The 20,802-nt window shown below is 44.8% G+C and carries 19 protein-coding genes; 4 read left to right on the top strand and 15 right to left on the bottom strand.

Going from position 1 to position 20,802, the window contains the following annotated elements; genetic code table 11:
- Positions 1-59 precede the first annotated feature (59 nt).
- The 9 genes from L2W36_RS02675 to xsc all read right to left on the bottom strand — a co-directional run bounded on the left by L2W36_RS02675 (position 60) and on the right by xsc (position 10,065).
- Positions 60-962, bottom strand: coding sequence for a cache domain-containing protein (locus L2W36_RS02675; RefSeq protein ID WP_236109260.1), 903 nt, complete (start codon positions 960-962; stop codon positions 60-62).
- 11 nt (positions 963-973) lie between these two features.
- Positions 974-2,314 (bottom strand): TRAP transporter large permease, encoded by a 1,341-nt coding sequence (locus L2W36_RS02670; protein ID WP_006069828.1) that lies wholly within the window; start codon positions 2,312-2,314, stop codon positions 974-976.
- Positions 2,315-2,335: 21 nt separating this feature from the next.
- Entirely contained in the window at positions 2,336-2,878 is a 543-nt protein-coding gene (locus L2W36_RS02665) for a TRAP transporter small permease (RefSeq protein WP_006069827.1), read from the bottom strand.
- A gap of 123 nt (positions 2,879-3,001) precedes the next feature.
- A complete protein-coding gene (locus L2W36_RS02660) occupies positions 3,002-4,003 on the bottom strand; it encodes a TRAP transporter substrate-binding protein (protein WP_006069826.1) in 1,002 nt (333 codons plus the stop codon).
- 114 nt (positions 4,004-4,117) lie between these two features.
- Positions 4,118-5,569, bottom strand: a complete 1,452-nt coding sequence (locus L2W36_RS02655) for an NAD(P)/FAD-dependent oxidoreductase (protein ID WP_006069825.1) — start codon at positions 5,567-5,569, stop codon at positions 4,118-4,120.
- A 49-nt stretch (positions 5,570-5,618) separates the two neighbouring features.
- Positions 5,619-6,044 carry a nuclear transport factor 2 family protein gene (locus L2W36_RS02650; protein ID WP_006069824.1) on the bottom strand — a complete coding sequence of 142 codons (426 nt, stop codon included), beginning with the start codon at positions 6,042-6,044 and terminating at the stop codon, positions 5,619-5,621.
- 268 nt (positions 6,045-6,312) lie between these two features.
- Positions 6,313-7,125, bottom strand: coding sequence for an FRG domain-containing protein (locus L2W36_RS02645; RefSeq protein WP_236109259.1), 813 nt, complete (start codon positions 7,123-7,125; stop codon positions 6,313-6,315).
- 28 nt (positions 7,126-7,153) lie between these two features.
- Positions 7,154-8,188, bottom strand: coding sequence for a YeiH family protein (locus tag L2W36_RS02640; protein WP_236109258.1), 1,035 nt, complete (start codon positions 8,186-8,188; stop codon positions 7,154-7,156).
- Between the two features lie 65 nt (positions 8,189-8,253).
- Positions 8,254-10,065 (bottom strand): sulfoacetaldehyde acetyltransferase, encoded by a 1,812-nt coding sequence (gene xsc, locus L2W36_RS02635; protein ID WP_006069821.1) that lies wholly within the window; start codon positions 10,063-10,065, stop codon positions 8,254-8,256.
- Between the two features lie 268 nt (positions 10,066-10,333).
- Here xsc and L2W36_RS02630 point away from each other — a divergent pair, with 268 nt between their 5' ends.
- The gene (locus L2W36_RS02630) at positions 10,334-11,323 is read left to right on the top strand and encodes an AAA family ATPase (protein WP_088877884.1); all 990 of its coding nucleotides are present in this window, start codon (positions 10,334-10,336) and stop codon (positions 11,321-11,323) included.
- Complete coding sequence (locus L2W36_RS02625; protein ID WP_236109257.1) at positions 11,316-13,046, top strand: cobaltochelatase CobT-related protein; 1,731 nt, start codon at positions 11,316-11,318, stop codon at positions 13,044-13,046. The genes L2W36_RS02630 and L2W36_RS02625 overlap by 8 nt, the downstream gene beginning before the upstream one ends.
- Before the next feature lie 69 nt (positions 13,047-13,115).
- Here L2W36_RS02625 and L2W36_RS02620 read toward each other — a convergent pair whose 3' ends face one another.
- Positions 13,116-13,874, bottom strand: coding sequence for a sulfite exporter TauE/SafE family protein (locus L2W36_RS02620; protein ID WP_107306121.1), 759 nt, complete (start codon positions 13,872-13,874; stop codon positions 13,116-13,118).
- 8 nt (positions 13,875-13,882) lie between these two features.
- A complete protein-coding gene (gene pta, locus L2W36_RS02615; protein WP_236109256.1) occupies positions 13,883-14,932 on the bottom strand; it encodes a phosphate acetyltransferase in 1,050 nt (349 codons plus the stop codon).
- Between the two features lie 156 nt (positions 14,933-15,088).
- Between pta and L2W36_RS02610 the strand changes: the two genes are divergently transcribed.
- A complete protein-coding gene (locus tag L2W36_RS02610) occupies positions 15,089-15,877 on the top strand; it encodes an IclR family transcriptional regulator (RefSeq protein WP_006069816.1) in 789 nt (262 codons plus the stop codon).
- 32 nt (positions 15,878-15,909) lie between these two features.
- Here the strand turns inward: L2W36_RS02610 and L2W36_RS02605 are convergent, their stop codons facing one another.
- The gene (locus L2W36_RS02605; protein ID WP_006069815.1) at positions 15,910-16,566 is read right to left on the bottom strand and encodes a Qnr family pentapeptide repeat protein; all 657 of its coding nucleotides are present in this window, start codon (positions 16,564-16,566) and stop codon (positions 15,910-15,912) included.
- A 436-nt stretch (positions 16,567-17,002) separates the two neighbouring features.
- Here L2W36_RS02605 and L2W36_RS02600 point away from each other — a divergent pair, with 436 nt between their 5' ends.
- Positions 17,003-18,013, top strand: coding sequence for an arginine deiminase-related protein (locus L2W36_RS02600; RefSeq protein WP_236109255.1), 1,011 nt, complete (start codon positions 17,003-17,005; stop codon positions 18,011-18,013).
- Positions 18,014-18,075: 62 nt separating this feature from the next.
- Here L2W36_RS02600 and phnE (L2W36_RS02595) read toward each other — a convergent pair whose 3' ends face one another.
- The 3 genes from phnE (L2W36_RS02595) to phnD are packed head-to-tail and all read right to left on the bottom strand — an operon-like array spanning position 18,076 to position 20,798.
- Entirely contained in the window at positions 18,076-18,942 is an 867-nt protein-coding gene (gene phnE, locus L2W36_RS02595) for a phosphonate ABC transporter, permease protein PhnE (protein ID WP_236109254.1), read from the bottom strand.
- A complete protein-coding gene (phnE, locus tag L2W36_RS02590; RefSeq protein WP_062456353.1) occupies positions 18,939-19,814 on the bottom strand; it encodes a phosphonate ABC transporter, permease protein PhnE in 876 nt (291 codons plus the stop codon). The genes phnE (L2W36_RS02595) and phnE (L2W36_RS02590) overlap by 4 nt, the downstream gene beginning before the upstream one ends.
- Before the next feature lie 60 nt (positions 19,815-19,874).
- Positions 19,875-20,798, bottom strand: coding sequence for a phosphonate ABC transporter substrate-binding protein (phnD, locus tag L2W36_RS02585; RefSeq protein WP_006069811.1), 924 nt, complete (start codon positions 20,796-20,798; stop codon positions 19,875-19,877).
- Positions 20,799-20,802 lie beyond the last annotated feature (4 nt).

The following is a 20,802-nucleotide window of genomic DNA, read 5'->3' as shown; positions in this document are numbered from 1 at the left end:
TGAATAGTAAAAAGCCAGTGAGAACCACTGGCTTTTGATTGCTCTAGTAAATCATATGGTTAAGAGCTTTCTGACTTCACATAATAGCCCACAGCGACAAGTTTATTGTCGATCACACCGTAGTATGTATGTTTGGTTTCAACTTTGTTCGACTGAGGGTTCAACCATTTATAGGTATAAACGCCGCGTCCATTTTCCTTAGCTAGAGTCAGTAATTCGGTGAGAATAGGTTTGTTATCTGGGCTTAGGATCTCATCATGTGAGCGGCCCACTAATTCAGGAGACGCACCATGAGCAAGAAACTTACCCGAATTCATATCCATCACAAATACGTATAAATCCCCCTCCACGAAACTACCGTCGGTGTCGTTAAACTCATCGATACTTTTCTGCTCAGATTCCACCATGGCTTTCATTGCCCTAGCCAGTAATCGTTTCGCCTCAGCTGCACTGGAACGCTCGGGGTAATAGCCCACAGCAACTATTACATCACCTACACGTTCAAAGAACGTAGTTTTAGGTTCCCCCATACGGTCGGTAGGATTAGCCCAGTTGTACTTCACTTCACCGTAACCATCATGTACCGCTTTCGTGATCATCTCTCGGAAAAACGGCTTACCGTAAACATCTTGAGTATCGAGCACACTGTCACCAACCAACACCATGGACGAACCTCCACTGGCGAGAAATTCGCCATCAATACCTAAGGCAAAGACATAGAGCTCTCCATCAATGTATTCGGGGTCACTCATGAAATCTTTAACACTCTCATCCCCTTCGGTTTGTACATGTATCACCGCTTTCGCCAACAAGGTTTTGGCACGCTTTTCTGCGTCACTGGCGACATGAGGCTCAGTAATATCCAAGACATTGACGGCAGTGCTGCTTTCAGCTCTTACAACAAAACTCGTTAACATGCCGGACAAGGCACAGCCTATCACCATCAGTTTCAATACGTTCATGGATATCTCTCCTAATAGCCGACTAATGACGGAAGCCATAGCGTAATTTGTGGGAAGAAGGCAATAACAAACACGCCAATTACCGAAGCCAGCACAAATGGGTGGATCTTCGCGGTAATCTGTTCCACCGTGGCTCCCCCTATCCCTGAGGCGACAAAAATATTCTCCCCGAGAGGTGGCGTCGCAAACCCTATCGATAACGTACATACCACAACAATACCTACGTGAGTTGGATCAGCGCCAAGCATGTACATAATAGGTAGCAGAACAGGCACGATAATCATGATTGCCGCTAACGTTTCCATAAACATGCCGATAAACAGCAATAAAATGATAGTTAATGCCCAAACGAGATACATATTGTCGGTAAAGCCAAGCAATGACTCGGCGACCACTACTGGAATCTTTTGCTCAATCAGTAAGCGACCAAACACGGTTGCCGCGAATAAGATCAATAGGACGCGCCCAGTAATCCATGTTGTCGTCGACAGGGACTTAAGGATATTTTTGAATGACAGTTCGCGGTGAATAAATAAACCAACAAATAGCGAGTAGAAAATAGCAACCACCGCAGACTCTGTTGGAGTAAACATACCGCTATAGATACCACCGAGAATCAAAAATGGCGCTAATATTGACCAAAGTCCCCGACGCAATGAGTGTCGAATCTCACCAAAAGACCAGTTTTCAGTCAGCCCTTGATAGCCTTGTTTTTTGGCAATCATGTAATTGGTGAACACCAAAGTTGATGCCATGATCAAACCAGGAATAACGCCCGCGACAAACAGTTTAGGAATCGACAGCGAGGCAAACTGGCCGTGCTGAGCAATAGCCTCAGGCGGCGCCATCAAACCCATTGCAGAGATACCGAAGATGACCAACGGAATCGACGGTGGAATAATGATCCCAAGTCCGCCGGAGGCCGCGGTAACCGCGGAAGCATAACTTTTTTCATAATCACGCTTCACCATAGCCGGTACCATTAACATACCTACTGCTGCAGTGGTTGCGGGTCCAGAGCCAGAGATGGCACCAAAGAATAGACACGCCATAACGGTTGCCGCTCCGAGGCCGCCGGTTACAGGCCCCGCTAAGCTTTCGGCAATGTCTACCAAGCGTTTGGAGATACCGGCAGCTTCCATCAAAGCACCAGCCAGTACAAACGATGGCAATGCCATCAACGGGAAGTTACCCACTGAGGTAAACGCAATTTGCACAAGTGCAATCGGGTTTTTATCCAATATCAAATACGCGGCCATGGAGGCACCTGCGAGCGATACGGTAATTGGCGCGCCAAGGATTAACAGCGTTAAAAAGCCACCAAATAAGATTAGAGTTAAATAGGATTCCATAATTACATCTCTCTGTTACGACTATGGCAGTGACTTTTGAGCGGTCATTTTGCGAAGCTCTTTTACTTCGGGGTCTTCATTTTGAGCCCCTTTGAATAAACGCTCATAATTGTTCCAAATGATTCGAACCATCATTAGGGAAAAGGCTATCGGCAAAATCATGTAGAAGTACTTCATTGGAATGCCAGTCGTTTGCGATTTCCAAAATAGATTCATTTTGTTGAAAACAAAGTCGTAACTGAGGTAAACAAAGTAACCGTTGAACAGCAGCCATAAGAAATCTGCGATGGTTTCACTGATGGTCTGAACAATGGGTGGAAAGAACTTGAAGTGGAAACTTACTCGGTTATGAGCGGACATTTTCGCGGCAACCACCGCACCTAAATAAGCGAACCAAACAAACATGTAGGTGGCGACTTCATCACCCCAAGGAATGGAATAGTCAAACAACTGACGAGATAAAATTTGCGTGAACAGCAGTAAGACAAAGCTCGCTAGTAGTAAACAACAGGTGTACTCCTCAATGTTGTTTAGGTGTTTTCTAATTATTTTAGCGACTGACATATAACCTCCAATGTTGATTTTTACATGACAACCAGTCGCTCAATATGTATGAACAGATAAACGAGTAAAGCCATGCAAAAACCCTATCTATCAGGTCACCAATAGATAGGGCGTAACTAATCGTTATTGTCTACCCAGTAGCTCAAGAACGTTGTCTAGCTTCTCTTTACCTCCGATGCTTGAGTAGAATTTTGGCCAAACAGACGTCGTGACTTTCTCGATCCACTCTTTTTCGCCGTTCGCTGGATCGGTAAACACCATGCCTTTGTCTTCAAGGTCTTTACGGATCTTGCTTTCAGTTTGCTCTAGGTAAGCAAAGCTGTGCTCTGTCGCCTCTTGGCCTGCTTCCAGAATGGTTTTTTGCATCTCTGGAGTCTGTTGCTGGAATACAGTTTCACTGACAATCAACGGCTCAAGAGAGAAGATGTAGCGAATATTAGTGACATACTTTTGTACCTCATTAAATTTCATCGCATACACTGTGATGTATGGGTTATCTTGACCATCTACCACGCCCTGTTGCAGACCTGTAAAGGTCTCAGACCACGCCATTGGTGTTGGGTTTACGCCCCATGCTTGATAAGACGCGATCATGATTTCGTTACGAGGAACACGAATAACCAACCCTTTTAAATCTTCCGGTGAAGCCACTGGTTTCTTCGAGTTGGTCAAGACTCTAAAGCCTGAGTACGCCCAACCTACAATGCGAACGCCTGCATCACGAATGGTGTTTTCAACCAGTTCCTGACCAACCTGACCTTGTGTCAATAGCACAGCTTCTTCAGGACTTTGAATTACATATGGCATGGTTAGTAGGCCAACCGTTGGTGAGAAGGGCGTTACGTTGTTTATAGCTAGAACAGAGAAGTCCAATAGACCGATAGCCGCATCATTGACGGTGTCTTGTTCATTACCCAATTGTCCATTTGGGAATAGGTCAATCTTAACTTTGCCATCCGTCTTTTTCTCCATTAGCTCGGAGAACGTAGTAGCTAGTTCCCATTGCGTTCCACCAGCGGCATCGCCAATAGCCATTTTGAAATTTGCAGCCGCAGCCGTATATGAGAACACTGCCGTCGCCGCAATTGTCATGCCCGCAATGATTTTGTTTTTAATAAGTTTCATAGTCTTAACCTTTAATATCGTACAGACATCCGCTCTGTACTTTGCTCACAAGGTGACCTGGTACAACTTTCCTGGTCGTCATTATTTCCCTATTTTGGAAACATGTTTTGAGTGTCACAGCACCTCATCCTTTAGCGAATACCACTGGTAAAGGAATCGCTGTCCTACTCGTCGAAATGGTGCAAACATCTCTGACTCCACCACTTCCCTCACGTTTGGAAACGGAAGTTTTGATTCGAATATGGGTAGATCCAGTTTGTGTCCTTCTCCGCCAATCCATTGAGCCAGACGTTTGCCGGCTTGTGCGGAATACATCACACCATTACCGCCGTAACCTAAGGCGTAGAATATGGATTGCGATGGATTGGGCTGATAGATCCTTGGCATCATGTCGTGGCTTACATCCACCCATCCCCACCATGAGTAATCGATTTTGATCTGATCTAGGGCTGGGAATTTACGCGTGAGATCGGCGCGCAACATATCTTCATATTTCTTCTCTGGCGCATTTTTACCTGTAATAGCACTGCGAGTTCCTATCTGAACTCGATTGTCTGGTAGTAAGCGATAGTAATGACGAAGAACACGCGTATCGGTAATCACCTGATTGGTTTTGAAATTACACGCGGCAATCTCCTGTTGCGTCAAAGGGCGCGTAACCATTGAATTGGACAGCACTGGCAACAAACGGTTTTTTAGCTCAGAGTGCAGACCTTGACTGGTGTAGCCACCAGTGCAAACCCCAACTGAACGAGCCTTTACCACACCACCTGGTGTTTTAAGGTAGTGCACGCCACCGCGAGTTTCCCATCCCATAACAGGGCTTGACGGGTGAACTTTCACACCCAATGCTCGTGCTTTTCTCAAGTAGCCAAACGCTAGTTTACCTGCGTGAATGCCGATGCCTTCTGGCTCGTGCATTGCACCTGCGGCTTCTTGATCGCCGACGTAATCGCGTTTTACTGTCTCAGCGTCCAAAATTTGCGCATCGTAATTGAAGGTGTCACGCAGCAGTTTTGCTTCTTTCTCTAAACCTGGCATCATTTTGGGTCGGTGCGCCACATAGAGGTGACCACCAGGCTGTGGGTCGCAGTCGATATCTTTGATTAACTCTTTGAATGTGTTCATACCATCAACGCATTCGCGGTGCATTTTCAAAGCCGTTTCTAGACCCCAGCGTTCAATCCACTGAGAGCGCTTTAGCCTCCCTGAAGCACATTGAGCCTGACCACCATTTCGAGTACTGCAGCCCCAACTTAAGCGATTCGCCTCAATAACGGTTGCTTTAATACCGTACATTTCGGCAAGGTGTATAGCCGTACTCAGCCCAGTAAATCCAGAGCCAATAATGGCAACATCAACGTCCATATCGGACATTATTGGCCCATCATCTTCTGGTGGTGCACCTGCCGTATCAACCCAGTATGTTGGCGCATACTCTTTACCGTGACCTGGCGTTTTGTCTTTTAGAGGATCATATTTCGGGTCGTATTTATCTTTGGCTTGGGTACTTTTCGCTTTAGCTTCTACAGCATCTACTGCTGGTTGTTCCATTACTAAACTCATAATTCGACTCTCCTAGTCATAACACGTGAACGAAAAATGGTTGCCGCGTTTACTTATTGGGAGTGATTACTGGTCGAGTTTTTCTAAAGGCGTTCTTAACACTGATCTTCCCTTCACGTAGCGTGAAAACGTCCACCATACGAGCTTCGATAACAGTGCCATCTGGGTTAGTTGCGGAGAATGTAGATTCTGTTACTGCTCTATCGCCGCAAACAAAGTGCACAGGGTCGCTCCAAGCTGCATCTGGAAAGTTTTGCCATACCAACTCAAAACTATTGCGAACCGCTTCGTACCCTTCAATGGTGTTTCCTAGCAAGCCATCACCTGCAACAGTGTGGAACACACAATCATCGGTCATAAATGACATTAAGGCTTCGATATCGTGGTTATTCCACGCATCACTAAAGGACTGTAAAAATGTCGTATCGACTTGGTTTTCCTGCACTAATGTCGCGGCATTGGTTTGCATATTCATATTCCAGGGTCCTTTTATGTTTTCGTTATTGGTTTAATACAAAGCAGTTTTAGACTGCCGTTTTATTAGAGTATTTAAACTAGAACTATAGTAAGTTAACAAGTTTGCAACATAACTCCAACTCTAACTTTGAGTTATGGCATGTACAAACTTTAAGCTCACAGATTTAGTTTTTTTTATAATTTAATTATTGACCTCGTTAGATTTAAAAGCATTTATCACTCACTGATAATTCAAACGCTCGTTTGTTTTATCTGCTTATTTGTTTCTAGTCGAAATCAAAATCTTGATGATACTTACGTCCATATTGTTCCAGTTTTCTATCATGAACAATTACTTCAAGGTCGTTATTTATTTCACCCTTATTAGTCTTACCGTTATTATCTACATTATGTTTGGAATCTATATTCGTCATTTTTTCTTCAACTGTTATTGAAGTTTTGTTTAATGCACTCATGGATATTAGCTCCTTTAATAAGTTATTTTTTACCGATGGCGATATGTAAATAGATATCAAATCCGTTACATACCGCTGATCATCATAAAGAGAAAGAAGGCTGCCATTTCTTTCCTTTTCAAAAGGATGAATTGAGTACCATTCATCGTTTTTCGTCGTTCTAAAATCGCAGTCGGTCTCTTTAAATATTTTCGTATTTTCAATGTCATGGGGAGATTTTATAAAATTCACCTTATGACAGTCCCGGACCTTAAGGATATTTACACAGTCCTCTGTTGAGCTATTACAAACCGACCACATTACGTTAAACAGACTGTCAGTCCATTCAAGTAAACGCGTTGGAAACCCTTGCTGATTGGATAAACACATTAATAGCCATTCATTGATGTCTCGAGAGTCCAACATCGGTACACCGTAAACTTTCATAGTTGAAAGAAGCTCTTGCTCTACCCGCCTTAGATTATTACTATTTACTTTACCCAAGCTTGGAATTAGTCCGCCTTTTGAGCATTCTTCCACTCGATATATCAAAGGGTCATTATTATTGCATTCAGAAAATAAATTCACCACTTCATATAGTTCTTCTATTGTATTTATATAATGCTTATCATTCATAATGAACACTCTTGCTATCGAAATATGAATTAGCTAATTAAATAATTCTCTGGGTGTAAATTACCGCCAACATATACCCGGCAATGAACATTGCATTTAGTAAAAGCAATATAATTGGTTTCCACCCTAATGAGAAAAGCTTCTCAAATGATGTTTTTACGCCTAAAGCTGCAATTGAAATAACCAAGCACCACTTAGATATTTCTGACATACCTTCCGAGACAGAATCAGGGACAAGGTTAAAGCTATTAACAACAATCAGAGCAATAAACACCAATAGGAAAAAAGGGATTATTGGCGCATTAATATGGTTTTCCTGTCCGTCACTTTGTTTTTGCACTCGAAATGACAACGCGATTATCAGTATCACTGGCATTAGCATGGCTACTCGAAACATTTTCGCCAACGTTGATGCGTCACCGATCTCTGTCGACAGCATAAAACCTGCACCAACAACCTGAGCGACATCATGAATTGAACCACCTAAGAACATGCCTGCTTCACTTGGTGATAGTTGCAATGAGGTCACCACTAATGGGTAAAGCACCATAGCAATCGTTGAAAACGCGGCCACACCAATTGCAGTCATTAACGTGTACTGCTCATTCTCTTTGTTTTGCGGTATCGTAGATGAAATGGCCATCGCCGCAGAAATACCACAGATTCCCGTTGCGCCACCTGCAAGTAATCCAAATGTGCCAGAAACATTCAATAGCTTGGCAAAAAGTAGGCTGAACATGATGGTCAACACCACCGCACCAGCAAGAATACCAACGCCATCTAATCCGATAGTGCTGACATCGCTGTATGCAATGCGTACCCCTAATAAAGCAACACCTATGCGCACCAATTTTTTAGCTGCAAACTCGATACCTGCACCACATTTTTCATGGTCAGAAAGAAAATGCAGAGAAATACCAAGCAACAATGCATAAAGAAATTTGGGACCACCATAATGGTCGGAGACGAACGTCGCGGCCGCAGCTATTACTATGCTGAGTAATAAGCCAGGTGCGATACCCGTCGCTTCTCCATACAGCGTTCTCGGCATTTTCATGGTTTTCGAAATCATCGCGCTCACCTTTCCGTGTGTTCGTATTGTCCGGCCAAACATTGGCCGGACAGTCTTCCCGTGACCTATACGTAGTCTTTGTATTTATCTAGGAAGCGAACCGGTTTTGATAGCGCATCACGACGGAACGGGTCGCCCAGTTCTTGTGTACACATGATTTCAATAACCGTCGTTTTGCCTTCGTTCATCTGCATGTCGATGGCTTTTTGAAGAGTAGGGCCGACATCTTCTAGTTTATCAACCGTGATCCCTTCAGCGCCCATCGCACGTGCAATTTCCGCGAAACTTTGGTTATCTAACTCGCCTGCAACGAATCGGCGGTTGTAGAAATCCACTTGGTTTTTCTTCTCTGCGCCCCACTGACGGTTGTGGAATACTACTGCAGTCACTGGAATGTTGTGACGAACACATGTCATGGTTTCCATCAGGCTCATCCCCCACGCGCCGTCACCGGCATAAGAAATAGCGGGACGATGTGGTGCAGCAGCCTTCGCACCAATAATGGTTGGGAACGCGTAACCACAGTTACCAAAACTCATTGCTGCAAAGAAGCTACGTGGCTTTTCAAAACGCAGATAGCTGTTAGCAACCGAGTTGATGTTACCAATGTCGGTAGAGACCATGACATCTTCTGGCATCGCCTTTTCCAACTCACGAAGCACTTGGCGAGGGTGGAGATATTCACCACCAGAGAACGGCGTTTCTTGCGCGTTTTCTTCAATCATATCTAGGCTGAATGGGTCACGTTCGTGCGTCCACTCATCCAATTCCTTCTCCCAGAGTGCTTTTTCTGTTGCGACTGTGTCTTGGCGAGACGCTTTATTTTCGTCACATAGCAGTTCGCGACCTTCCAGACGCTCTGTTAATGCAACTGCTGCCGCTTTAGCATCGCCACAGATGCCCACGGAGATTTTCTTAACCAACCCAAGCATCTTGTTGTCGGCATCGATTTGGATGATCTTCGCGTTCTTCGGCCAGTAATCCATACCATGCTGAGGTAAAGTACCAAATGGACCAAGACGGGTACCAAGAGCAATAACAACGTCTGCTTGCGCCATCAACTTCATGGCTGCTTTTGAGCCTTGATATCCAAGAGGACCACACCATAATGGGTGACTTGCTGGGAAGGAATCGTTGTGCAGGTAGCTGTTTACAACTGGTGCACCAAGTCTTTCTGCTAATGCAGCACATTCTTCGACAGCATCTGCCATCACCACACCACCACCAGAAATGATGACTGGGAACTTCGCTTCAGCAATAAGGTCTGCAGCTTCATTCAGAGATTTTTCGCCACCTGGCCCTCTATCTAAACGTGCAGGTTTTGGAATTTCCGTTTGAATCTCACCATAAAAGTAGTCACGCGGAATGTTCAATTGCGTTGGACCCATCTCACTCATCGCGCGGTCAAAACAACGACCCGTGTATTCCGCCATACGGTCTGGGTGCGTCACATGACCTTGATATTTAGTGAACTCTTGGAACATAGGAAGCTGGTTACACTCTTGGAAACCACCTAATCCCATTGTTTTTGTTCCGGTTTCTGGCGTGACGATAACCACTGGACTATGTGCCCAATAAGCTGCTGCAATCGCAGTAACACAGTTACTGATACCCGGACCGTTTTGTCCGATAACCACACCATGACGACCAGATACTCGTGAGTAACCATCCGCCATATGAGCAGCGCCCTGCTCGTGAACCACTGGAATTAATCGAATGCCAGCAGGAGCAAAGATGTCCATTGCGTCCATAAATGCTGACCCCATGATGCCGAACATGTCAGTAACATCATTGGCGACCATAGTTTCAACAAACGCTTCTGATGGTGTCATCGTTGTATTGCCGGAAACAACCGTGCGTTTTTCTTGCTCGCTCATCCTTCCCTTCTCCTTGAGTTGAACTAAAATTTCATTTTTCGGAATGAATTGTCTCTTTTTTAAATTCACATTCACCTTAGTAGTAGAATTTTTGCGCGTCAATTTTTTATCTTAAATTGGAATATTTCATTCCAATTAATAAAACTAGATCACATTATTGATAGTTTTTTGTACAAAAAGTATCGTTAACTCAAGCTACGCTGTTCATAATCGATGAACATCACCAACCGTTAGCGGAAATTTGCACGCTATATAGAGGGAATGAGCAATGAAAGAAAAGGAATGGGTACCGACGAAACAGGTTAGCGTTAGAGAGTACTTCGGTATTGATAGTGACTTAACCGTGTGGGCGTTTGAGGAAGCTGGAGAATACGTTCCACAAATCGACCCCAACTACTGTTTTGATCCCGAAGTAACGTTGGCCATCCTAGCTGGCTTCTCATCTAATCGCCGAACTTTGATTCAAGGTACGCACGGTACCGGTAAGTCTTCGCATATAGAACAAGTTGCTGCCCGACTCAATTGGCCTTGTTTGAGGATCAACCTTGACGGTCATCTAAGTCGATTAGATTTCATCGGCAAAGACAGCATAGTTATAAAAGATGGAATGCAAGTGACCGAATTTAAAGAAGGGATTCTGCCACAAAGTATCCAACAACCTATCGCTTTGGTATTGGACGAGTACGATGCAGGGCGACCAGACGTGATGTTTGTGATTCAACAGTTACTTGAGCAAGATGGCAAATACACGTCTCTGGAGCAAAACCGTGTCATCACTCCGCATCCTTATTTCCGGTTGTTCGCTACCTGTAACACCCTAGGTCTTGGCAACTTCTCGGGTTTATATTCCGGTACTCAAGTACTCAATCATAGCCAACTAGACCGATGGAATATCATTGCGACTCTGAACTATCTCGACCCTAAACACGAAGCTAATATCGTGTTATCCAAGAATCCGGAACTTAATAATGAGCTTGGCTTAGCACTCATCGAGCAAATGATTGCGACAGCAGGAATGACACGCAATGGATTTATGGCAGGCGATCTTTCTACCGTTATGTCCCCAAGGACCGTGCTGACTTGGGCAGAGAACATTCGAATCTTTAATGATGTCGCAACAGCGTTCCGGCTGTCCTTCCTAAATCGATGTGAAGAAGAAGAAAAGCAACTTGTTAGCGAGTACTACTTCCGATGCTTCGGCGAACCTTTGATTGCGAGCACTTCCTCCTCGACTATGGAGCAGACAAGCCATGGCTAATGTGTCGTCTCGACAGAAGAAGATTCTTGACCTAAGCGTTTCTGTTGCCCGCGCAATCAGCGGTGATGCCACGCTAAACTACCGTGGTGAGCGATTGTATAAAGGCGACCAACCTTGCTACTGTCTCTCAGCGCATGCTAACGATCTCACGTTTGTTTCTCGACATGAGTTAACAAAAAGTAAACTGGCGATGCAGGGAAAGATAGACTCTTCAGCATTCCGACTATTGATTTCTGACGCAGAATTACATTATTCGCTGCGTCCAAGTCATGAAGTAGAACGGCTCCTATTCGACTTTTGCGAACAAGTACGTATCGAGTCGCAAATCCCGCATTACTTAGCTGGTATTCAGACCAGCACTCGATTTAATTTCAGTTATTGGAGTGAGCAGTATCATCAAAACGGCTTTACCGAGTCTCGTCTCGGGATGCTTCTTTTCACTCTTATGCAAGTCATTTACACACGTATGATTGGCATGCCGGTTTCAGAGCCTATAGCCGAAGTGATAGAATCTACTCGCGCAGGGATCGTGCCGATAATCGGCACCTGTTTAGTTCAGCTTAAAAAACACCGTTGCGATCAACAACTATATGCTGCTTACGCTAAGGAGCTTGCCGCGCTAGCCAGTGAACTCATAAAGCAAGAGCAGGAACAATCCAACAACCAGCCCACACCAACAGTAGAGGAAGACATTAAAATCCTCGCGCAACTTGCCTTGATTGTAGACGGCGATATTGAAGATCATGACGTCGAAGCAGACATCACTGGCAACAGTAAAGCTTTTCAATTGGCTGGATCAAATTACCAAGTGTTTAGTCGGGAGTTTGACAAAGAGGTTAGAGCCGACACTTTGGTTAGACGAGCATTACTACTGGATCTGCGGCAAAAACTCACAGATGACATGATGGCTAGGCAAGTGAACACTCGCCGGTTGGCCGCTATCTTGTCTAGTATTGTACAAACTCCTCAGCACAATAAGCGCCAAGACCATCTCGAAGAGGGGGTAGTCAACGCCGACACTCTCACGAAGCTGGTTACGTCACCTCTTGAACGCAGCATCTTTTCACAGCCAGAACTAGGCATCTCCCACCAATGTGCAATTACCTTTCTAATGGACTGCTCTGGTTCTATGCAAAAGCACAGTCACAAAATGAGCTTGTTGATGGATACTTTACTTAAATCGGTAGGGTTAGCCGATATCCCTTTCGAAATCCTTGGTTTCACGACCGGTAACTGGAATGGTGGAAGAGTATATCGACAGTGGCTTCAGCAAGGCCAGCCAAAACACCCTGGCCGTCTGAACGAGCTTAGACATATCGTCTTCAAAGACTTTGAGACACATTGGCGACGCGCTCGACTCGGCATCGCCAGCTTACGAAAGGCTGATATTTTTAAAGAGGGCATCGATGGAGAAGCCGTCCAGTTCGCCACCCAACGTTTAACATCGCAAGGGGCGCAACGAAAAATCCTCATCATCTTCTCAGATGGTTGCCCTATGGACACCGCCACCAGCACCGCCAACGATCAGTTTTATCTAGACAATCACCTGAAGCAAACCATAGAGCGAGAATCCCACCGTAATAACATCGAGATCTACGGCGTCGGCATGGGCGTCGACCTGAGCCCCTACTATCGCAACAACATCACCCTAGATGTGCAAGAAAGTTGTTTGTTTAGTTTATGCCGAGAGCTGTTTGGGATGTTGAGAAAGTACACAGGTTAGAGTAACACTGTGGCAACTAAACATAGCTTATTTGAGGGTTTATGGGACTGTAACTAGATGGGGGACTTTTCATACCAACGCCGAAGCAGATACCCCCATTAAATACCCTCCAATAACCATCAAGACACCGAACACCGTCTTTCTCAACTGATCGTTTGATAATGGAGGCGGATAACGCCTAGCGATTAGAGTGACCAAAGCCACCAGCGGTACGGCAATGACAGATAACCAAAGGATACTGACACTCAAGCTACCGTCGAAATACACGTAAGCGGTGCGCGAAGCCGAGGTACAAGCGAAAACCATCAACAGCGTGCTGCGCACTAATTCAATAGAAAAAGGTTGGCGATAAAGATGGTAAACAATTGGTGGGCCCGCCATACCAAATAGGCCGCCAGTAAGCCCCGAACCAAAGCCAGAAAATAGAAAAGACGCAGAAGCAGAACGCCGTGTTAACGTTTTCGGTTTAAACATGAAATTGAGCCCAGCCGCTAAAATCATGACACCAAGAAGACCACGCAATATATTGGTTGCCGATTCACTGAGTTGATCAAGCAAAAATACTCCAGCAACCACACCTGGTATGATGCCAATTACCAGAACCAACATGGTTTTAAGATCACCAGATAATGGTTTACCGACCAATGCCACCAAACAATTGAACAAGGTAACAATACTCACCACCGCCGCAATCACAGGTAAAGCGACTAGATTTAAGCTCACCGTCAAACCAATGACAATGATGCCAAGACCAAAGCCAGTTACTGTCTGAAAATAGGTGCCAATGACTATAGTGGCAAGAATGGCAAGTAACGTCGGTAATTCCATTTGTTTCCCTAGTTAGTTATCCCTTCTTTTATTGAAGCGAGTGGAGTGTGTTTGATGTTTCGATCTTGTTGGGCTTGCACTGCAGTAACCGCAATAACATGAAGAATATCCTCGGCGCTGCATCCCCTAGATAGGTCATTCGCAGGCTGATTTAACCCTTGCAACAACGGCCCTATAGCTACTGCACCACCTAATCGCTCCGCCAACTTGTAACCTATGTTTCCGGCTTCCAAATTGGGGAATATCAGTACATTTGATTTGCCCTTGACTTGTGAGTCTGGCAGCTTCTTTGCAGCAATTTCAGTAACAATTGCCGCATCCAACTGTACATCTTGATCAACAGCGATGTCAGGGCAGCGCTGCTTTACAAGTTGTGCGGCATTACGAACTTTGTCAACGGACTCATGTTTAGCGCTGCCGTTGGTGGAAAACGACAACATGGCAACTTTAGGTTCTTCCATTAATAGCGATTTGGCGCTGGCTGAAGCTGAAATCGCAATAGACGCCAGCTCTGCTTCATTCGGATCAATGACTAATCCGCAATCACTAAAAATCAGACCACCTTTGAGGTTATGAAAAGGCTCACATAACATCATTAAAAAGAAACTCGATACTAGCTCGCTATCTGGAGCAGGACCGATGATTTGAAGCGCTGCACGAACCACATCAGAAGTAGTGTACACAGCACCATTTACAGTACCGTCGCCTAGCCCTTCTCTGACCATTAGGTTGGCGAAAATAAGCGGGGTTTGCACTTGTTCGAGCGCGTCGTTGTAAGACATACCTTTTGCTTTACGCAGCAGATATAACCGCTCTGCTAATACTTCTTTAAGCGGTGAACTCTGTGGTGAAACAATATGAATGCCAGCGAGACTCACATGATGTTGCTCTGCAGCCTCTGCAATGGTTTGTTCGTCGCCAACTAAGGTAATGTATGCCAATTGCTTATCGACAGCCATGCGAGCAGCGGTAAGCACACGAGGGTCTTCTGCTTCACTCAACACCACCCGCTTACGATCTAAGTGAGCTTTGTTGATAATCCTTTCTATCGCCTTCATATAACAAACTCCATTTATCGAGACATATTGTTCCATAATTTTATTTAATGTTAATGACACTAATACAAAAGATCAAATTTTATTCAGAAAATGGATATATACTAAATTGGAATGTACAATCTTAGACTTCGACGTATCGCAAGGATGAATGACTCTATGCCAACAGAAACACCACAAGTTCAAGGAGATACTCCTACGCTCAGACTTTTTGCACTATTAGAGGTGATAGCGCAAAAAGACGAGTTCATATCTCTACAAGGATTAGTAGAAGAAACGGGATTACCAAAGCCAACCCTACATCGTATGCTGCAGCAGTTAGAAGCCGCAGGCATCATTCAAAAAGATGGGGATGAAAAGCACTATAGCTCTGGAATTCGTTTGAGAAAGCTAGCCGAGAATTTGTTGCTAAATAGCACCATGCACAGTGCCCGCCGCACGATTCTTGAGAATCTAAGAGCCGAAGTGGGCGAAAGCTGTAACCTGACGGCGCTATCTAGTGGCGAAATCATTTACCTCGATAGAGCAGAGACTGAAGCCCCGCTTCGCTTCCACTTACATCCAGGTTCGCGTGTTCCTGTTCACTGCTCTGCAACAGGCAAACTGTTTCTCGCACATATGTCGAAGTCACAGCGTAGACGCCTGATTGAAAACGTTCCGCTTACTCAATATACCGTGAACACCATCACCGAATACTCAGAATTGGAAAAAGACATTGAGGAAGCAAAGATTCAAGGTTTCGCTATCGATGATGAGGAATTCTTACCTGGCTTGGTGTGTATTGCGGTTCTGGTACCCTCTCCAACCGGGCAATCTAACCTCGGTTTAGCGATACAGGCTCCGGTTATTCGCGTTAAACCGGATGAAGCCATCAAGTTCTTGCCTGCACTACAAAAAGCAGCGAAGGCACTGGCAAAAATAGAAGCCGATAATTGGGGTAATGATTAACCCCAAACCTGATGAAAAGGCACCGAGAGCACTTAGCCCGGTAGAACTACCAAACCCAGTGGCTCTAAAAGCTGCTCTTGTTGCCAGTCGCAAATTTTTACCCCGGTGAGATCCACTCTTCTGGGATCCAGCCCCTCAAGATCTACATGACACAAATCCGCTCCTTGAAACCGAAACTGCGACCAAGCGTCCGCTGAGAATACCCCACGGCTGAGATCTGATTCTTTTAATGACGCTCCCATTAAGTTAGCCCCAATCCAACGGTTCTCAAACAGCTCGCACTTTTCTAAAACCTGTCGCTCTAGGTTGGCATAAGACAAGTTACAACCCGTGATATACGCAGAACAAAAATACATAGTGTGACTGACTTGATTGGCAAATCTTGCACGCTGGAAATTCGCCCCTTTCAAGTCACATTCACGTAGCTCTATGCCAAAACAATCAGCTCCTTCAAAATTACACATGGCTAACTGGCAATTATTAAAACTGGCATCCTTCAGATTGGCATAGTCAAAATGACATCCTTCTAGGTCCGAGGTTTCGATGAATTTACAACGCTCAAACCTTGCATCCGTGAGATCTGCCCGAGCAAAGTCACAGTGAAAAAACTGACAGTTTTCAAAAACGGCTCCAGAAAGATCTTGCCGAGAAAAGTCATGGTGTTGGAATACTTTATCTTTCAGATTCATAGTGTTGCTCCTCATTATGCTGCGAGACTAACACTCATAACGCACAGTTCCTAGAAAAATAAACCTTTAAAATACAGTACATTACCACCCCTATAAATCGACAATTTAAGGCCTCTAGAAACGCTCCTAAGCTTATTAAAACTTTCTCATCGGATGCTCGTACTCGAAAAAAAGTTTAGTGACTCTTCTGGGCGATTAGGAGTTCTTTATGATCGTTCCGTACACGTGAGCTCACGAAATACTTCAATCACTTTAACTGAACGATCGTTCCAAATTATTTTGAACGAATGCTCAAAATAAAATTAATAGCGAAGAACATCATATTTCATTGTTTTTAGTGTTTTTTAAACTGTTGTTTTCTCCCATCGGTGTCTGATTATGGACAGAGACGAGACAATGGCATGCTCACCTTACAACAACTACGTGAGGTGGAAAAATGAAAAATAAGTTAAGCGAAACCAGAAAATCTGATATTTGGGTCGGGTCAGAATGGGGGGCTCTGAAAGAGGTCATCATTGGACGCGCCGACCAACTCGCCTACCCGGTTATCGGCAAGACTTTAGCCAGTCGCATGGGCATCTTTAATAAAGAAGACCGAGACAAAATAATGGTTAGTGGCGGTAAGTCCTTTGCTGACGCCGATCCGGTTCGTTTTAAGAAAATTAAACAAGAAGTCGAAGATTGGGTCAAACTGCTTGAAACTAGAGGTATTAAAGTACACCGTCCAAGATTGCTAACCGAACAAGAACTACTCTACAAAGAATCCGGTGTAGGCTCGTTGTTTGTGAAAGATCCACTCTCAGTAGTTGGTAACATTGTCATCGAAGGTGCTAATCGCTTCCCAATGCGCCATAAAGATGTGTTCACATATCGCCATATTCTTAATGAACGTGTCGCAGGGACCGATGCTAAATGGGTCAATATACCAATGCCGGAAACAGATATGGGGTGTTCGGAGGGCGGCCAAGGTCCATTTTTAACCGGTGGTGACATATTCGTTATGGGCAATAATAACGTGTTGCTGGGCTACAACGGTATTGACTCCAATATGAAAGGGTTACAATGGGCGGCAGATCTCCTGCATTCGCAAGGTTGGACCGTTCACTTTGTCGAATATAGTCCAGAGGTAATGCACCTTGACTGTTGCTTGTCCTTACCTCGAGAAGGCTTAGCATTAGTCTGTCTAGATGCCTTCCCGCACGGCTTGCCAGATCTGATTAAAGACTGGGATATTGTCAATTGCACATTGGAAGAAGCTCGAATAGACGCCTGTAATGGTCTCCCATTAGGAAAAGGGGTTTATGCCATGTCGAGCGAGTTCAAGCATATTGGTGATCAGCTTGAAGCTAAAGGGATCGAAGTCCTCTACACAGATATGACTGAAACCAATCACGCCACTGGTGGTGGAATGCGTTGCAGTCATGCCGCATTGGTACGTGAAGACTAACCCATTAGCACACAAGAACAAGCACCTAGGGTTAGCCCGTTTTAAGGCTAACCCTGCGTTGACTAACGCTTTTCATACAGCGGGACATTCTCTCCCACAATGTATTTCTGTCTCAGAATACTCGATACCTTATCCAGACCCATGATGATGGCGACAAGAACTAGCGTAATAAACGTCACTACATCCCAATTCCACAAGCGCATGTTCTCCGCATAAACTAAGCCGATACCGGCAGCACCAACAAAACCTAATACCGCTGCAGAACGAGTATTTGATTCCAGTTGATACAAGGTTAATGCAAGAAAAGTCGGAAATGACTGAGTAAAGATGGCAAAGCGATGTTTCTGCAGATTATTCGCTCCCAACGCGGTTAAGCCACGTGACGGTTTCTTATCTGCTGACTCGTGACTCTCTGCATACAGTTTCCCGAATAGCCCTAGATCTTGAACGAATACCGCCATTACACCAGCAAGAGGCCCTAACCCCACGGCACGCACAAAGATCATGCCCCAAATCGCCATATCAATTCCGCGTAAAACATCGAACACACGGCGCATGAAGGTAGCAATAAAGCGAAATGGTCCCGTCATCACGTTACGAGCAGCCATAAATGACAAAGGCAACGCCACAAGAGATGCCGTTAACGTCCCGCCAAATACAATCGCCAGTGTTATCGCTATTTGCTTAAAGTAATAGGCAAACGGCCAATCCCAAAAGTCTCTCCATACAAACATATGCAGGAAATAGCTCATAATTTTGCTATTGCCCATTTCAAACTGCTTTGAAGACACGCCAAAAAACGTAAAGAACAAGAAGTAATACACCAAAACGCTGCTCGCAAGCACTGCAACAATGGTTAAATATCGTTTTTGTTGCGAGAAAATCGCTTTATTTTCTTGTTTGATTTGCTCTAACGTTAGTTCCGTCATTTTACATCTCCACTGATGACTTTTTTGCGTAGCACACCAGACGTCATGTCTATGAGCGCGACGACAATGATGATCAACAACAGCGTGATGCTGACCTGATCATGTCGACCCAAGCTAATGTTCGTCATCAACTCTTGACCAATACCACCCGCCCCAACTAAGCCAAGAATGGTCGATGAGCGAAAATTGATTTCAAATCGAAGAAATATATACGACAGAACTGTTGGCTTAATCTGCGGCCAAAAGGCAAAACGTAGTCGTTGGACTGGTGTTGAACCACACGCCGTTAAACCTCGAACTGGCTTATCAGAAATGGTCTCGATGGATTCATAAAACAACTTGGTCAAGCTGCCTATCGTATGCAGTGTCAGTGCAACGAACCCTGGGAACGTTCCGACACCATAAGCCATCACAAACATCACCGCCCAAGCAAGCTCCGGCATGGTGCGCAAGAAGGCAACAAAAGAACGCACTGCCACTCTGACAGATGCAGGCGCATAACCATTACTGGCGGCTAAAAATGCCAAGATAATCGCAATAACTGATGAGACTAGAGTCGCGGCGATCGCAACATTAATGGTTTCCCACAATAGAGGGATTTGAATCGGTAGTCGGTAGCCCCAATAGATGAGTGAACCCGGAACCGCACGGCCAGTCTCATCACGACTGGCGAATAAGACATCCCATGACAACTGAGGAAGTGTGTCGTAGATATAATCAAAAAGTGCAGGCGCGTTATGTAAAATGGTTGAAAGGCTAAACTCTGCATAGTGCCCAGAAAGCAAATAAAGCAGCATAAACATGGATGACCACATAAGTGCATCCATCTTCTGCTTACGACGAGCCTGTTGGTAATATTGTTCAAACTGCATGAAATTGACCGTAGAAGTAATAAGCTGGCAGCGCCTGCCAGCTTTTAATTGGAGGGGGGATTAACGCTGAGCGAATTTGGTCGCTTTAACTAAGTCGATGATTGACTGGTATTCAGCAACACTGGTCTCTTCTAGGTGAAGCGATCCACCCGCCGCTTTGCTAAAGCAAGCGTTGTCTTCACGGTCCAGTTTCTTCACAGCAGCAACAAGCTTATCTTTGAAATCGGGGTCTAGGCGGTTGCTAACAATAGTTGGGCCATTAGCGATAAGTGGCGATTCCCAAATAATGCGGATTTTTTTCATTAGGTCAGCGTCGTGGTCCATATAACGTAGCAACGCCCCAGCGCTATACCCTTTATCTGCATCGCCCACCATTGATGACCAAGTTACCGCAGCATCAAACTGACCGTTAAGAACACCAACGATATCTTGCTCATGTCCACCAGAGAAGTTGACCGATTTGAAAAAACCATCAAATTGATTATCCATATTTCCACCCAGAGTGTTTTCTAACTGGTTGTTTGGAATAAGGAAACCTGACGTTGAATTTGGATCAGCGAAGGAGAACACTTTACCTTTCAAATCTTCAATGGACTGATAAGGGCTATCTTCTTTAACTAAAATAACCGAATGATAGCCGCGAGAGTTGTCAGTGTTATCTACTGTGATACCTACCAAATCTACCGCTTTAGGGTCGCTCAGATATATTTCAGCATAAGATTTTGGTGACATGTTGATAACCAGATCAATCTTCTCACCTAACAAACCTTGAATCACAGCATTGTAGTCACTTGAGTTGCGGATATTAGTTTTTACACCAAGCTCGGCATTGAGAAAATCAGCAACACACTGGTTATCACCAATTTGGTCTGCTGCATTTTGACCACCTAGAATACCTAGATTGATTTCACTTGGAGCAGCCGCACTTGCGTTAAAAGTCATAGCAGACGCAACAGCGATACCAATAGATAGAAGCTTTTTCATCACT

This window comes from Vibrio sp. McD22-P3, assembly GCF_021568915.1.
Taxonomy (GTDB): domain Bacteria; phylum Pseudomonadota; class Gammaproteobacteria; order Enterobacterales; family Vibrionaceae; genus Vibrio; species Vibrio mediterranei.
This window is presented reverse-complemented; position numbering and strand designations above follow the sequence as displayed.